The organism is Achromobacter sp. GQ309 (genome assembly GCF_059759315.1).
Genome location: NZ_JCAXDP010000001.1, coordinates 329,287 through 342,953, shown reverse-complemented (window position 1 = coordinate 342,953; position 13,667 = coordinate 329,287). Strand labels below are relative to the sequence as shown.

Genomic DNA, 13,667 nt, shown 5'->3' with positions numbered 1-13,667 from the left:
GCCTCCCCTCAGATGGCCTTGGCCATGCGATACAGCCAATAGCAGCCGCCGATCTGCAGGCAGACCGCGGTCAGCAGCATCTTGAAGCCCTGCGGGTCTTCCCACAGGCCCATGAACAGGTTGTTGTTGGCGACGATGATGAAGCCGGCCACGCCTACGGGCAGCAACGCCAGGATCCAGGCGGACAGCCGGACCTCTGCCGAGCTTGCCGTCAGCTCATTGCGTGCCTGGGCGACATCGCGCATGAAGGCCGCCATGCGCTCCAGCACCTGATCGCTGCGCCCGCCAAAGCGCATCGCCAGCGACACAACCGCCGCCACCATGTACAGCTCCTTCAGCCCGTACATGCGGGACACGTGCGCCAGCGCCGCGTCCAGTTCTTTCGAGCTGCTCAGGCTTGCGGCCGTCTCCACCACTTCGCGCAGCGGCTCATCGGTGGCGGCCGCCGCCGTGCGGAATGCCGCGGCGATGCTGTTGCCGATGGTCAAGAGGCGCACGATGTTGTCCAGGAAGGCGGGCAACTGCGAAATCATCCGGCGCTGACGCTTGTCGGCCCTCAGCCATAGCAGGAAGTACGCAAACACGGCCAGCAGCAGGAACGTCACCGCGCCCGACAGCGGTCCCAGAAAGGCCCACGCCAGCGCCCCGCCCACGACGACAGGCAGCGCGATGCGCAGGTAAAGGCCGACGCTTTGCCGCAGGCCGGCCAGCCGCAGCAGACGGTCCCAGCCGGCGTGGCCGCTGCGGAACTCGCGCGCGTTCTCGGCAAAGGGCGCGTCGCCCGCCGTCTCTTCGCGGCCGCGCGCCAACTGGCTGTCCAGAAACGCGGAACTGGCGGCCCGGCGCGCGCTGCGGTCGGCGTGGCGCCACAGCAGCACCGCGCCCACGGCCAGCACCGCCGCCAGACTCAACAGCGCCATCACGTCCTGCATCAGCGCCTCCGGCTCCAGAAGCCACCCCCGCCATCGCGGTCGTCCGGCGCGTTGTCGTTGGCGCGCGCCTCGTTGCGCAGCTTGGCCAGCTTGGGCGTATGGGGATGGATGCCCAGCCAGTTCCAGCGATCCCGTTCCTCGCCATCCGGCGTCGCAAACGGGTCGTGGCGGTATAGCTCCTGCGTGGAGATGACGTTGTCGCCCATGCCGGTGATCTCGGTAACCGACAGCACGCGGCGTTTGCCGTTGGACAGGCGGCCGATCTGCACAATGAAATCCAGCGCGCTGGCAATCTGGCGCCGCAGGCTGTCTTCGCTGCCCTGGAATCCGGCAAAGCCGGCCAGCATCTCGATCCGGTACAGGCATTCGCGCGGCGAGTTTGCGTGAATGGTCGCCATCGACCCTTCATGGCCGGTGTTCATGGCCTGCAGCATGTCCATGACCTCGGCGCCGCGCACTTCGCCCACCACCACGCGGTCGGGCCGCATCCGCAGGCTGTTGCGGATGAGTTCGCGGATGGTCACTGCGCCGCTTCCGTCAAAGCCGCCCTGGCGCGATTCCAGCCGCACCACGTGCGGATGGTTGAGCGACAGTTCCGCGGTGTCCTCCACCGTCACCACGCGTTCGTTCTCAGGGATGAAGAACGCCAGCGCGTTCAGCAGCGACGTCTTGCCCGAGCTGGTGCCGCCGGACACCAGGATGTTGCAGCGGTTCTTCACGGCCTCGTTCAGCAGGCGGTAGATCGCTTCGTCGAAGGTGCCCAGCGTCAGCAGGTCCGCCGGCTTCAGCGGGTCCTGCCGGAACTTGCGGATCGACACCATGGGACCGTCCACCGCCAGCGGCTCGATCACCACGTTCAGCCGGCCGCCGTCGGGCAGGCGCGCATCCACCATCGGGCTGGACTCGTCCAGCCGGCGGCCGATGGGCGCCAGGATTCGGCGCACGATGCGCAGCACATGCTGGTTGTCGGTAAAGCGCAGCGACTCGCGGGCCAGCACGCCGCGGCGCGAGACAAAGACGTTGTCGTAGCCGTTGATCAGGATGTCTTCCACGGCCGGGTCGGCGAGCAGGTCTTCCAGCGGCCCCAGGCCCGCCAGCTCCTTGGTCAGCGCCTCCGCGATGGCGCGCATTTCGCTCTCGTTGATCGCGACGCGGCGCATCCGCACGAAGCTCGCGACCTCGATGTCCACGAATTCCTGAATGGCCGATCGCGCCCACCGGCCAAATTCCGCACCCAGTTCCTCGATGCGGGACAGCAGATGCTCGTAGGCCGCCGTCTTCACTTCCTGGTAGCGGTCCGACGCCGAGAAGCCTTTGTCGCCGTCGCCGCCGAACTCTATCGTCGCTGTCATGATCATGTCGGATTCCGTAACCGTCCGTCTGTTTCGCCGTCAGGCGCTGTTGGCCTTCAGCCGATCACCATGCGGCGATGCACGCCGGGCAGCCAGGTCGCCAGCCAGCTTGCGTGCCCGCCGGGCGAGGTTTCCTCGGCGCACAGGCGTTCGGCCAGCGTCTGCACCGCGCGCACGTAGACGTCGCGCTCGGCCTCTTCGTGCAGCAGATGGCCGCGGTTGGTGCACACCATCAGCGGCAGCGTGCGGTCCGGCAGCGTGCCCACGAGTTCCAGGTTGAAGCGCTCAGAAATCTGCTTGGCCGTCATGCCGTAGCGCTCGTCATAGCGGTTGACGATGAGGCCAAGGGTGGAGCGGTCCACGTGTAGTTGCTCCAGTTCCTGCAACAGCCCGGCCAGCGACACCAGCGCGCCCACGCTCTGGTCGGTCACGATCCAGTTCAGCTGCGAGTTGCGCGCCAGGCCCGACACGAACTCGGCATTGGTGAAGCCGCCCGCGTCGGCCACGACCACCGAGAAATGCTGACGCATGCGTTCAAACACCAGCAGCGAATCCGACTGCGACACTTCGCGCATCTGTCCCAGATCGCGCGGCAGCGACAGCACGCTCAGGCCATTGGCCGTGTGCGCCATCGCCGATCCGAGCAGCGTGGAATCGAGGCGGCGCAGATTGCGCGCCGCCTCGGCAAAATCGAAGTCGCCGCCGATGTTCAGGTACAGCTGGCAATCGCCCACGGGCCAGCCCAGGTCCATCAGCGCCACGCGGCTGGACAACGGCAGCGGCTCGCCCGGCGGTTGGGAAGCCTTGGCGGCGCGCTGGTTGTGCGCCAGCTTCAGGCGGTCCTGCACCATGCCTGCCAGATGGACGGACAAGGTGCTGGTGCCCACGCCGGGACGCGCGCCCATCAGCACGACGCTGCGGCGCGTGCCGTCCGTGCGCCCGCCCGACGGCCGGTCGAGCACGCGCAGCACCACTTCCCGAACTTCCTGCGGCGCCACGGACGGATCGACGAAATCAACCGCGCCCGCACGCAGCGCGGCGATCGCGCCCTCCGGCTGGCTGACGTAGCCGACCGCCACGCGCGGCAGCGTTGGCGCGATGCGCGCCAGAAGGCGCGCCAGTTCGGCGGACTTGAACAGCTTGCCGGGTTCGTCGTCGCTCAGTGAGAAATCCAGGAACACCACCTGCGGCGCCAGCTCGGTCAGGCGCCGCGCCAGTTCCTCGATGCGCGGCGACTCCTGGGTCAGCACGCCCAGGTCACCCAACGCCATTCCCAATTGCGCGGCGATCGCACTGCCCTGAGAACAAAACAGGAACCGCGTGCCGTTCTGCAGGCCCACTCCTTCGCTGGCATGTGTCTTCATATTGGTCACCGTGAGAATCCCGGCATCTGTTGGCCGCTTGCCGGGCCGGTCAGGTAATAACCCCAGGCATTGAACGCCGTGTCGGTCTGCTCCTGCCGCGCGCCCGGCAGCGGCAGGGCCACGCCGCGCGCGATCGGGCGCACCAGGCGCGGCGTCACGACGATGACCAGTTCGGTGTCTTCCTGGGAATAATCGACGCTGCGAAAGAACGCGCCGATGATGGGCAGGTCGCCCAGCATGGGCACCTTGTTGACCATCGCTTTCGTCTGGCGCGACACCAGGCCGCTGATCACGAAGCTTTCGCCATCGCCCAGTTCGACCATCGTGTCGGCGCGCCGTGTGCGCAGCGCCGGAATGATGGTGCTGGTGTCTTCGCTGGTGTTGATGGCGATGCCGTTGGTGTAGTCGAGCTCGCTGGCCTCGGGCGCCACCTTCAGCGCGATGCGGTCGCGCGACAGCACGGTGGGCGTGACGGTCAGGCCGATGCCGAAGGGCTTGAAGGTTACGTTGACGGTTCCCAGTCCGCCGGCTTGTGGAATCGGCAGCTCGCCGCCCGCCAGGAAGCTGGCGCTCTGGCCTGTCAGCGCGACAAGCGTCGGTTCGGCCAATACGCGCGCCATGCCGTTGGTCTGCAAGAGGCGCAGGCGCGCCGCAAAGTTGTTGGAGTCATAGAACAGCGAGAACCCGGACGCCAGCGCGCCGCCCAGGCTGGCGGGCATGGTGGAGCTGCCGCCGCTCCAGGGGCCGTTGCTGGCCGTGAAGCTGATGCCGGCCGCCTTCATCACCGAACGCGACACTTCCACCACCTTCACTTCCACCTGCACGACCCCGCCCGTGCCAGCGGTGGACAGGTCCACCACATTCTTGTCGCCGCCCACGGCGGCGGCCGCCATGGTGGCCGAGGCGATCTGCCCGAGTGGCGATTCGGCGTGGCCCGACACGACCGCGTGGCCGTCCGCAATGTCCACGTTGGCGCCGCCGCCCAAACCACGGCTGGCCAGTGCGCCCTGCACGCCGCTGCCGACCCGCACGGTCCAGACCTGCGGCGCGGCGTTGCCGCCCGTCCAGACCTGCAGCCGCGTGGTGCCGGGCTTCTTGCCGTACAGCAGCACGGCGCCCGCGCGGTTGCCGGTAGCGGGCAGCACCTTTACATCGGCCACGTCCGGATCGCCGATGGCGATGCGCGACGGCGCGCCGTGGTCGAGCATGACGGTCTGCTGCTCTCTGACCGCCATTGAAATATCGCGGGCCGGCGCGTTTGCGCCGGTCGCTGGGGCCGCGGTTTGTGCCAGGCTGATTCCCTCGTGCGTCATCGCCGCGGCGGCCGACAGAAGGCAGATCATGGTAGTGCGCTGAAGTTTCTTCATAGTGCCGGATCTGATGATGGGATTCTTCGGCTGCGGGCCGCGCCTGGTGCGCCCGCCGCCCCGTTCAGTAGCGCACGTGCTCGGATTTGTCTCCTCGAATGATTTCCACCGTCCGGCCGCCGCCGGTCCCTTGGGGCCGGGCTGCCGGCCGGGCTGCGGAACCACGCGCGGCGGGCGCCAGAGCGGCGGCCGTGCTGCCATCGAGCTGTACCAAACTTTCGCCCGCGAAGGCGCGGTTCGGGCCCGTCAGCAGCGACTCGCGCTGCGCGGGCGTCAGATCCGCCCGCACCGGCAACACCGTGCCGCGCGGGGCGAACAGGGCCACATCCGGCATGCTGTCGTCGCCCACCGGCCGCAGGGCCAGCTGCAGACGGCCCGCGCGGCTGGCCAGCATCAATTCGTTCACGCGATCCACCGGCACCGCCAGCACCGCGGTGCGCGCCGGCTGGCCAGGACCGCCTTGCTGCAAGGCAGGCTTCTCGTCCGGTCCTTCCACCGTGGCCTGGCCATAGGCCAGCACGCGCACCTGCGACTGCAACAGGCGCGCCTGGCCCGAGGCGACTTCGGGGCTTTTCTCGATCATGAAGAACACGTCCACCATGTCGCCCGGGACAATGCGGTTGCCCCCGCCGACAACCTCGTCCACCGCGATGGCGACGGCGCGCTCGCCCGCCTTGAGCTGGCGCGCCAGCCCCTGCGTCAGCAGGCTGGGCACGATCGGATCGCCCACGGCAATGTCCACTCTTGTCACCGCGCCATCCAGCGGCGCGACGTCGGCAAATCCGCCGGACAACGCAGCCTGCCACTGCACCACCGTCAGCATGCGTGCGCTGTCGATGCGTGAACCGGCCGGGATCGCCTCGCGCGCCACAACCACCGGATACAGCTTGACCGGCTCTGCCGGCGCAACAGCCACCGGCGCCGGCGCCACGGTGGCTGCCGGGCGCGGCGGCGCCGACGCCAGACGCCAGGCCACGAACGCAAGCGCGACGCCCGCCACCAGCAACAACCCCGCGACGATCTTGCTCAGACTGCTCATGGCGTCCCCTGCGATATCTGCACGACAGCCTGCGAATGCAGCCTGCTTGGAATCCAGTTGCGGTTTGCGCCCGGCAAGGCGGTGACCAGGCCACGCACGGTCTCCAGCAGCGGCCAGGTCTGCGTGTTGTAGGTCATGGCGACGGTGGCGCAGTCGGCCTGCGCCCCGCCTGCGCCGCTCCACGCGCACGGCGCGCGCGTAGCACTGCACAGCGCCGCCGATCCGGCGGAAAACGTTCGCATTGCCGCCACGCAGGCGATGGCCGGCACGTCGGACTGGCCGCTGAACCGCGCATGGACGGCGGCGCGCGCGCCGTCTGCGGCGGCGGCGGCCAATTGCTGCTGCATCCAGAACAGCGCACCGAATCCGACCACGCCGCAGATGAAGAGCAGCAGCACCGTGAGCGCCAGCGAAAACTCCAGCGCCGCGATGCCGCGCTGGCGCGCGCGGGTCTTGATGCGGTTGAGGGTTCTCGGCGTCGCGCGCATGTCAGCTACCCCCGCCCAGGGCGTCGCCCAGATGCACCGTGGCACGGGCGCTCAGCACGCTGGAAGCCGGCATCAGCGCCGTGTTCAAAAATGGCACGGCCGGCAGGAGCGGATGGGCGCCGTACGCGTACGACACGTTGACTTCGACCTGATCCTGCGCCAGCGGCAAGCCGCTGCACGCGCCGCCGGCCGCGCTGGTCAGGACGCCCGCACTGCCGCAGACCGCAACCTGTACGGGTCCGGCGGACATGGCGCTGATCCACGCCGCCTGCGACAGCGCCGATTCTCGTCCCGCTCCCGCCCGCGCCGAGAGCGACCCGGTGCCCGGCTGCCACTGCAGGATCTTGCGCGCGCCGTCCTGCGCGGCGAGCGTCACGGAATGCTGCGCGGCGACCACCAGGGAATACGTCAGGATCCCGTAGAACACCAGGAAGAACACCACGAATACCAGGGCGAATTCCACGGAATAAGCGCCGCGCTGAAGGCGGCCAGGCCCAGATATGCGGCATAGGGAATCTGGCGCGCGCGGTCGCTCAGTGCCCAGACGCCCGACACGGCCAGATACAGCAAGCTGTGCAGACCGGCCAGCACGCTGGCCAGCACCAGAGTGACCATCAGCGGCGCAAAGCCCAGCAGCAATCCGAGCACGGCGATGGCCTTGATATCGCCGGCCCCCATCAGACGCCAGCGCCACAGCGGCAGGAAAAGCGCCGCAGTCAGAAATCCGGCCAGCGTCGGCAGCCCTCCGCTCCATCGCGGCGGATAGGCCCAGCCGGGCGCCAGCAAGGCCGCCAGCAGCCAAAGCAATTGGGCCGCGAATCCCACGACGATCAGCCGGTTGGGGACGCGGCGATGACGCAGATCGCCATGGATCAGCGCCAGAATCCAGCATGTGAACAACAGCCACCACAGCAGCACCCCTGGATACAAGGCTAGACCTTCCAAAAATCCGGTAACACGACAGGCGCGCCATGGCGGACGCAGCCCCCATCAACCAAACGAGGCCGGGTTGCGGCGTCGCGCTGCGGTGGCCCGACCACCGCAGCGCGATTCCGCTTGCGCCTCAGCCGGCGCCGCCAGCCGGCGGCGTGGTGCCGGTACCTGCCTTGGCGTTGTCCAGCTTGGTGCCAAGGTCCTCGAACATGCCTTTCAAGGAACCGGTAAAGGCGCCCACCGCCACAATGAGGGCCACCGCTACCATGCCTGCGATCAGCCCGTACTCCAGGGCGGTGATGCCGTCTTCGTCATTCCAGAACTGCGCAAGTGTTGCTTTCATAACAAGCTCCATGAGCATCGATTGACGACCGAGGCCGTTGTTGCGTGAACAGAACCAGCCCCTTCAAATCCTGAACCGCCCGCACGCCACTGCACTGCCGCGACGGGGATCCAGGGACCTGCTAACCCGGACCAGGTGAGGCGCCCGGAGATCTGTGCGGCGCCTCAGCAGGCGCCGATTCAATGATCGAGTCGATACGCTGCGCCATGCGCGCGCGAAAGCGTTGGGAAGCCCGCTGCAAATGCCAGCGCATGAGCAGCAAGGTAATGATGGACAAGGCGAATGCGATATACGGCAGCATGGCGCCCCCGATATACCCGCCGGCAGCGTCATTGGCGGCGGTGCAGATAACCGCGCCGGCGGCCGCGCCCGTGTAATGCATGCCGCATACCGCGACGGCCATCAATATGGCGGCGCCGATGCGCTGGCGTTCATTCTGCGTATTGAATGCAAGCCAGAGTGCGGCGGTGGCCGCAATGACGGCAATCAGCACCGACAAGACCACCAGGGGAAGATTCCAGAGCAGAACCGCCGGCATGCGCGCGGCACTCATACCGACATAATGCATGGACGCGACGCCGAAGCCTGCGGCGCACCCGCCGATCAGGCACCGGATAAAAGTGAATCGGTCGCGGCCGACATACCAGAAGGCCCAACCGGAAAACCCGGCGGCAACCAGAAAGCTGAGTAGGGTCAGCCCCATCTGATAACCGACTTCAAACGGCAGGTTCTGCGCCAGCATGCCGATGAAATGCATGCTCCAGATACCCACGCCGCCCATCGCCACCGCGCCGATGACGACATAGCCGAGGCGGATCTCGCCGTCCTGCGTTTCGGCGCGGATGCCCGCCGCCGCCAGCAGGGCGACGTACGAGCCCAGGGCCGCGATCAGGAACGACAGCGCCACCAGGCCGCTATCGAAGGAGAGCGGGACGATGTCGCCCGGGCTCATGAAAGCTCCTTGTGTGGTGACCGGCAGCGGTTATGTGCGGCCGGCAGGTAATTGCAGTGCATCTCGCAGTAATTCCCAGCCATATGAATCTCCGGGAGGGTCCACACATTTTGCGTATTTTTGATACGTGACCTCAGTTTATATATTGCCAAATCATACGCATCAGGGTTTTCACTGAATTTCGCAATGTTGCGACACGCCAGTTGTAACGGATACTCCCAACTTCGAGGGAATCGTATAAAAAACACCCCAATCTCGCCTATCTTTCAACCAACGAATTAATGGGGACATCGGGACAATTGAGCGCGGAAGACATATTGCACGTCGTACAACCGCAGTTTGAAATCCATTGTCATTGTTCAGACAATACTGGCACCATATAAACGGCCTTAATCGAAACTTTCCATTACTGGTGACGCAACCCCCTATTCCACTCGACACGCGATCTTTATCGGCTCGGCCTTCACATGAGCAAGCAGAAATGAAAGATAAAAAAGGCACACGAGTGAAAATTCAGGGCGGCCCGTTGGCCCTGGCCCTGTTTTGCATGATGGCAACGGCCTCGCCCGCCCGCGCGGAGGGACCGTTACGGGGCAATCCGGTGGACGCCCTGCCAAGGCTGGAACGTCCGCCCTCGGCAAGGCAGCCGCCGCCGGTGGTCCAGACCGCCACCCCGGAGCAACTGGCCTTGCAGGCCCGGCTGGCGCAACGGATCGTGCCGCGTAACTTCGACGTCACCGGGGTGCGCGCCATTCCGTTCGAGGAAGTGTCCGCAATACTCGCCCCGCTGGCGGGCAAGGAAATCAGCCTGGGTGAGCTGGTCGCTCAGGTGGACAAGATCACGCAGCTCTACCGCGACAAGGGCTATCCCCTGTCATTTGCGCTGGTGCAGAACCAGACGTTCGCAAACGGCCTGGTCGTCGTGACGGTGGTCGAAGGCTATATCGCCAATGTTCGGATCGACGGCGACATCGGCAATGCGCAGGACCGCCTTGAAACACTGGCCGCGCCGATGCTCGCGGAACGGCCGCTCAGCCAGGTCACGCTAGAGCGCCAGCTGAACCTCATGCGTACCGTGCCAGGCGTCAGGTTCACGCCCAGCCTGGATCTGCCCCGCCGCGCAGACGGCGCCACCGAATTGTCGCTGACGGCCAGCCGCCAGCCCGTCAACCTGAGCGGCGACATTGCGGACCTGGGCACCGGCATGCAACCCGTAGTGAATGTCACGACCAATAGCCTGACGCCATTGGGCGAGCAAGTGAAGCTCACTGCGGCAGTGCCGTTCAATACCGATGACGTCAAATACGTGTCCGGCGAAATCCGGGTGCCGATCGGCGCAGATGGCCTGTCGGTCAAGGTTGACGGTTATTACTATGATGCGCGCCCGCACGACGACGCGATCGAGCTGCTGGGTTTTGATCGGCGAGTCAAAAACGATCGTATCGGCGTCGGCGTCAGTTATCCGTTCCTGTTGAACAACCGGCGTTCGCTGACCGGGACATTGGGGGTATATGCCGCCAATTCCAAAGACCGTTACGAAGCCCGCGAATCCGACCGGTGGCTGCAGCAAGACGCGCAGGTGCGCGCCGCGACAGCCGAGATGCGTTATATCCAGGTTTCAGAAACCAAAGCGACGGACGTCACGTTGACGGCCGCCAAGGGGTTTGACGCCGCAGGCGCAAAAAAGGATATCTCGACCAACTACGGTTATTCCGCGACGCCACGGCTGGACCTGGACTTCACGCGCTACAACCTGAACGCCCGGCAGACATTCGCGCTGCCCCACCAGTTCGGACTTGTGTTCTCCGGCGCGGGGCAGTATTCCAGCAATATCCTGCCCTCTTCCGAGCAGATCTCCTTTGGCAGCTGGCGGTTTGCCATGGGTTATCCGCAGGGTGAGCAAAGCGGGGACAAAGGCGTCGGCGTGTCGGCCGAAATCAATCGCCGCTTCGGCGTGGGCTGGACATACCTTTCCAGCGTACAGCCCTACGCCTTGGTCGACTACGCGCGCACCTGGTACAACAACAAGGACCTGCAGACGCTGAATAACCGGCACCTGTCATCCGTAGCGCTGGGCGTGCGGATCACCGACGACAAGCATTATCTTTTCGACTTCAACGTGGCCAAGCCGGTGGGATCGGCCACCGTCAATAACGACCGTGACGTGCGTTTCAACGCCAACTATTCGCTCTTCTGGGACGCACTATAACTGCCAACCCCTGCCCCGCGCGGTTGTGGCAATGGTTTAAAGACGCCCGTTTCGACGGGCGTTTTTAATTCGGAAAAGGCGCCGATGTTACGTAACGCCCGACGTAACGTCGGCCGTAACGTTACGGCCGATGACCGGCTTTTCGTAACAGTCGCAGGGTCGCCGACATCCCAAAACAACGATTATCAGGAACCAGGGAAAAACCCTTAAAGCTCTGGATATGGGCCTGATAACAAAGGGGATTTTTCGGCACAGCATTACCCAAACTGGTGTTTTGCGTCGGATCTGAAAAATCTTGGCATGGTTTGTGCATCAGGAAGCGTACCGGGTTGTTTCAGGACCCGATTCTTCCAGCCAAAGGAGTTCGTCATGCAGATCCATTCCGAAAAGCGCCGCCTCCATCGCGTCCTCTCCGCCACCGTCCTGGCCACCGCGCTTGTAGGCGCACTGAGCGCCTGCGGAGGAAACGGCGGCAGCGGGAAGAAAACCGCAGGTCTCCCAGGAACCGATATCCCGACCAACCCCGGCGGAGGCGGCCTGGATCCCGGCGTGAACCCCGGCGGTGGAACGAACCCCGGGGGAGGCACCAACCCGGGCGGCGGTACGAACCCCGGCGGGGGCACCAACCCCGGTGGTGGCACCAACCCGGGAGGCGGCACCAATCCCGGCGGTGGCGGCACCGATCCCGGCACCAACCCGCCCCGCGTCATCGGCGTGCTGGAAACGACGCTGGGCAACACCGGCGGCGCAGTCGACAACGCCCTGCCTCTGAACCTGGACTCGACCCTTGGCGGCGTGGGCAAGGCGCTGGACCCCACCATCAAGCCGGTCGCGGACACCGTGGTCGGGCTGACGCAGCAGGTGGGCGCCACGACCGGCCTGGGCCAGCCCCTTGACGGCATCGTCAGGCAGGTGGGAGGCGCGGTCAGCGACCTGGGCACGGACGTCAAGGGCGCGGGCCTGCCCGGCGGCTTGTCGGTTGGCGTGGGCGGGCTGGTGGATGGTCTGGGCAAGACGGTGGCCAGCACGGGCGGCCTGCTGCATGCGGACGCGAACAATCCCAATCCCCTGACGACGGTGCTGGGCAATGCCACCGGCGCGGTGGGCGCGCTGACCGGCCCGCTGGCTGGCCAGGGCGGTCTGCTGCAACCGATTACGCAGGTCGTGGCTGGCGTGACGGGCGGAGTGCTCAACGGCCCGACCACGCCGCTGCTCGAGCCCGCGCTGGGCAATGTCGGCAAGACTGTCGACAACGTGCTGCCGCTGGGCCTGCAGACGACACTGGCAGGCGTGGGCGGCGCGCTCGACCCCACCGCCAGCCCGTTGGCCGCCAACGTCGTGGGCCTGACTCAGCAAGTGGGCGACACGACGAAGCTGGGCGCACCGGTCGCCAACCTGTTGACCAGCCTGGGCGGCACGGTCACGAATCTGGGCGGCTCGTTGCCAGGTGCTGCACCCGGCTTGAACGGCGTGCTGCAAGGACTGGGCGGGGCCGTCGCCAGTGCAGGCGGATTGGTCCATGCCACGCCGGGCAACGCGAATCCGCTGGGCTCGACGCTGGCCAACGCCACGGGCGCGGTTGCGTCGCTGACGGGAGGCCTGGGCGGCGTGACCGGCGACGCCAATGGCGCGGGTGGCTTGCTGGCGCCCGTGACGGGACTGCTGGGCGGTGTGACGGGCGCCCTGAATGGCGCGGCGGGCGGCGCGGCTGGCGGCGGGCTGCTGGGTGGGGTGACCGGCGGACTGACCGGTGGCGCCGGCGCCACCGCCGGTGCGGGCGCCTCGGCTGGTGCAGGCGCCTCGGCCGGCACGAACGGCGGCGGCCTGCTGGGCGGGCTGCTGGGTGGCGTGAACGTCGCGGCGGGTGCGGGCGCTGGCGCGGGCGCAGGTGTCACCACCGGCGCGCCGGCCAGCTCGGGAGGATCGGGCGGAACGACGGGTGGCGCAGCCAACGGCGGCCTGCTCGGCGGTCTGCTGGTGGGGGTGACGGGCGCCACGACAGGTGGCACGACGGGCGGTGCGCCCAACGGCGGCTTGCTCGGCGGGTTGCTCGGCGGCTTGGCCGGCAAGAAATAATCCCCCTAATCGCCAGGAAACCACATCATGCTGCAACAACAGACCTACCATCACCACGAGCCCATGACCGGCATGGTCGAGCCATCAAAGAGCAGCCGGCGGTCCGGGATGCTGGACGAGATCGGCCTGCTGCTCGGCCGGCAGTTTGCCGCCTACAACACCGCCTGCCAATCGGCCTTGGCCGAGAAGCTGGGCACGACGGTGGCGGACCTGAAGGCCCTGGAGCTGGTCATGGCGTTCGATGCCCTGCCCACGGGGCATCTGGCGCGGTTGATGGGCATCAGTTCGGGTGGCGCCACCGCGCTCATCAACCGGCTGGAAGCGGCCGGCTATGTGGAACGCGGCCGCCACCCGCTTGACCGCCGGATCATCGTGATCCGGCCGGTCGAGGCGCAGTGCCGGGTGCTCGCGCAGGAGCGGCAGTGGATCGCCGAAACCATCGCGATGGCGTCCTGCAACTACGACACCGCGGACCTGGAGGCCGTGCACGGGTTCCTGACGCGTTGCGGCCGCGGCGTGAAGCGAGACACGCTGGACTGGCTGGAGGCGGGCAGCGCGCATCAGCCTGGGTAGGCGGCGGCAGGGCCTAAACCCTGCTGCCGCTTCAACCGG

13 protein-coding genes are annotated in these 13,667 nt (G+C 66.6%); 3 read left to right on the top strand and 10 right to left on the bottom strand.

Annotation, left to right across the window (positions count from 1 at the left end; genetic code table 11):
• Window positions 1–8: 8 nt before the first annotated feature.
• The 10 genes from AC6CIE_RS01665 to AC6CIE_RS01620 all read right to left on the bottom strand — a co-directional run bounded on the left by AC6CIE_RS01665 (window position 9) and on the right by AC6CIE_RS01620 (window position 8,770).
• Window positions 9–932, bottom strand: a complete 924-nt coding sequence (locus tag AC6CIE_RS01665; RefSeq protein WP_498090892.1) for a type II secretion system F family protein — start codon at window positions 930–932, stop codon at window positions 9–11.
• Entirely contained in the window at window positions 932–2,290 is a 1,359-nt protein-coding gene (locus tag AC6CIE_RS01660; protein WP_175123676.1) for a TadA family conjugal transfer-associated ATPase, read from the bottom strand. The genes AC6CIE_RS01665 and AC6CIE_RS01660 overlap by 1 nt, the downstream gene beginning before the upstream one ends.
• Before the next feature lie 50 nt (window positions 2,291–2,340).
• Window positions 2,341–3,657 carry a pilus assembly protein CpaE gene (locus AC6CIE_RS01655; protein ID WP_175123677.1) on the bottom strand — a complete coding sequence of 439 codons (1,317 nt, stop codon included), beginning with the start codon at window positions 3,655–3,657 and terminating at the stop codon, window positions 2,341–2,343.
• On the bottom strand, window positions 3,654–5,015 hold the full coding sequence (locus AC6CIE_RS01650; RefSeq protein ID WP_175138059.1) for a type II and III secretion system protein family protein: 1,362 nt from the start codon (window positions 5,013–5,015) through the stop codon (window positions 3,654–3,656). The genes AC6CIE_RS01655 and AC6CIE_RS01650 overlap by 4 nt, the downstream gene beginning before the upstream one ends.
• 64 nt (window positions 5,016–5,079) lie before the next feature.
• Window positions 5,080–6,054, bottom strand: coding sequence for a Flp pilus assembly protein CpaB (cpaB, locus tag AC6CIE_RS01645; protein ID WP_286936076.1), 975 nt, complete (start codon window positions 6,052–6,054; stop codon window positions 5,080–5,082).
• A complete protein-coding gene (locus AC6CIE_RS01640; RefSeq protein WP_498090890.1) occupies window positions 6,051–6,542 on the bottom strand; it encodes a TadE/TadG family type IV pilus assembly protein in 492 nt (163 codons plus the stop codon). The genes cpaB and AC6CIE_RS01640 overlap by 4 nt, the downstream gene beginning before the upstream one ends.
• 1 nt (window position 6,543) lies before the next feature.
• Window positions 6,544–7,005, bottom strand: coding sequence for a TadE/TadG family type IV pilus assembly protein (locus AC6CIE_RS01635; protein WP_286936078.1), 462 nt, complete (start codon window positions 7,003–7,005; stop codon window positions 6,544–6,546).
• Window positions 6,951–7,472, bottom strand: coding sequence for an A24 family peptidase (locus AC6CIE_RS01630; RefSeq protein WP_498090888.1), 522 nt, complete (start codon window positions 7,470–7,472; stop codon window positions 6,951–6,953). Before AC6CIE_RS01630 ends, AC6CIE_RS01635 begins: the two co-directional genes overlap by 55 nt.
• A 133-nt stretch (window positions 7,473–7,605) precedes the next feature.
• Entirely contained in the window at window positions 7,606–7,818 is a 213-nt protein-coding gene (locus AC6CIE_RS01625) for a Flp family type IVb pilin (RefSeq protein ID WP_056563247.1), read from the bottom strand.
• 121 nt (window positions 7,819–7,939) lie between these two features.
• Window positions 7,940–8,770, bottom strand: coding sequence for an MHYT domain-containing protein (locus AC6CIE_RS01620; RefSeq protein WP_498090886.1), 831 nt, complete (start codon window positions 8,768–8,770; stop codon window positions 7,940–7,942).
• A 547-nt stretch (window positions 8,771–9,317) separates the two neighbouring features.
• On the opposite strand from AC6CIE_RS01620, the gene AC6CIE_RS01615 reads away from it, so the two are divergent.
• From AC6CIE_RS01615 to AC6CIE_RS01605, 3 genes are all read left to right on the top strand, one after another.
• Window positions 9,318–10,979: a ShlB/FhaC/HecB family hemolysin secretion/activation protein gene (locus AC6CIE_RS01615; protein WP_498091544.1), complete on the top strand. Its 1,662-nt coding sequence runs from the start codon at window positions 9,318–9,320 to the stop codon at window positions 10,977–10,979.
• 369 nt (window positions 10,980–11,348) lie between these two features.
• On the top strand, window positions 11,349–13,055 hold the full coding sequence (locus tag AC6CIE_RS01610; RefSeq protein WP_498090884.1) for a collagen-like triple helix repeat-containing protein: 1,707 nt from the start codon (window positions 11,349–11,351) through the stop codon (window positions 13,053–13,055).
• Window positions 13,056–13,082: 27 nt separating this feature from the next.
• Window positions 13,083–13,628 (top strand): MarR family winged helix-turn-helix transcriptional regulator, encoded by a 546-nt coding sequence (locus AC6CIE_RS01605; protein ID WP_498090882.1) that lies wholly within the window; start codon window positions 13,083–13,085, stop codon window positions 13,626–13,628.
• The last annotated feature ends 39 nt before the right edge of the window (window positions 13,629–13,667 follow it).

What these genes read in the sequence shown, in the direction of transcription:
- AC6CIE_RS01665 (WP_498090892.1), bottom strand. Translation starts at nt 932, where the DNA reads ATGCAGGACGTGATGGCGCTGTTGAGTCTGGCGGCGGTGCTGGCCGTG.
- AC6CIE_RS01660 (WP_175123676.1), bottom strand. Translation starts at nt 2,290, where the DNA reads ATGATCATGACAGCGACGATAGAGTTCGGCGGCGACGGCGACAAAGGC.
- AC6CIE_RS01650 (WP_175138059.1), bottom strand. Translation starts at nt 5,015, where the DNA reads ATGAAGAAACTTCAGCGCACTACCATGATCTGCCTTCTGTCGGCCGCC.
- cpaB (WP_286936076.1), bottom strand. Translation starts at nt 6,054, where the DNA reads ATGAGCAGTCTGAGCAAGATCGTCGCGGGGTTGTTGCTGGTGGCGGGC.
- AC6CIE_RS01640 (WP_498090890.1), bottom strand. Translation starts at nt 6,542, where the DNA reads ATGCGCGCGACGCCGAGAACCCTCAACCGCATCAAGACCCGCGCGCGC.
- AC6CIE_RS01625 (WP_056563247.1), bottom strand. Translation starts at nt 7,818, where the DNA reads ATGAAAGCAACACTTGCGCAGTTCTGGAATGACGAAGACGGCATCACC.
- AC6CIE_RS01620 (WP_498090886.1), bottom strand. Translation starts at nt 8,770, where the DNA reads ATGAGCCCGGGCGACATCGTCCCGCTCTCCTTCGATAGCGGCCTGGTG.
- AC6CIE_RS01615 (WP_498091544.1), top strand. Translation starts at nt 9,318, where the DNA reads ATGATGGCAACGGCCTCGCCCGCCCGCGCGGAGGGACCGTTACGGGGC.
- AC6CIE_RS01610 (WP_498090884.1), top strand. Translation starts at nt 11,349, where the DNA reads ATGCAGATCCATTCCGAAAAGCGCCGCCTCCATCGCGTCCTCTCCGCC.
- AC6CIE_RS01605 (WP_498090882.1), top strand. Translation starts at nt 13,083, where the DNA reads ATGCTGCAACAACAGACCTACCATCACCACGAGCCCATGACCGGCATG.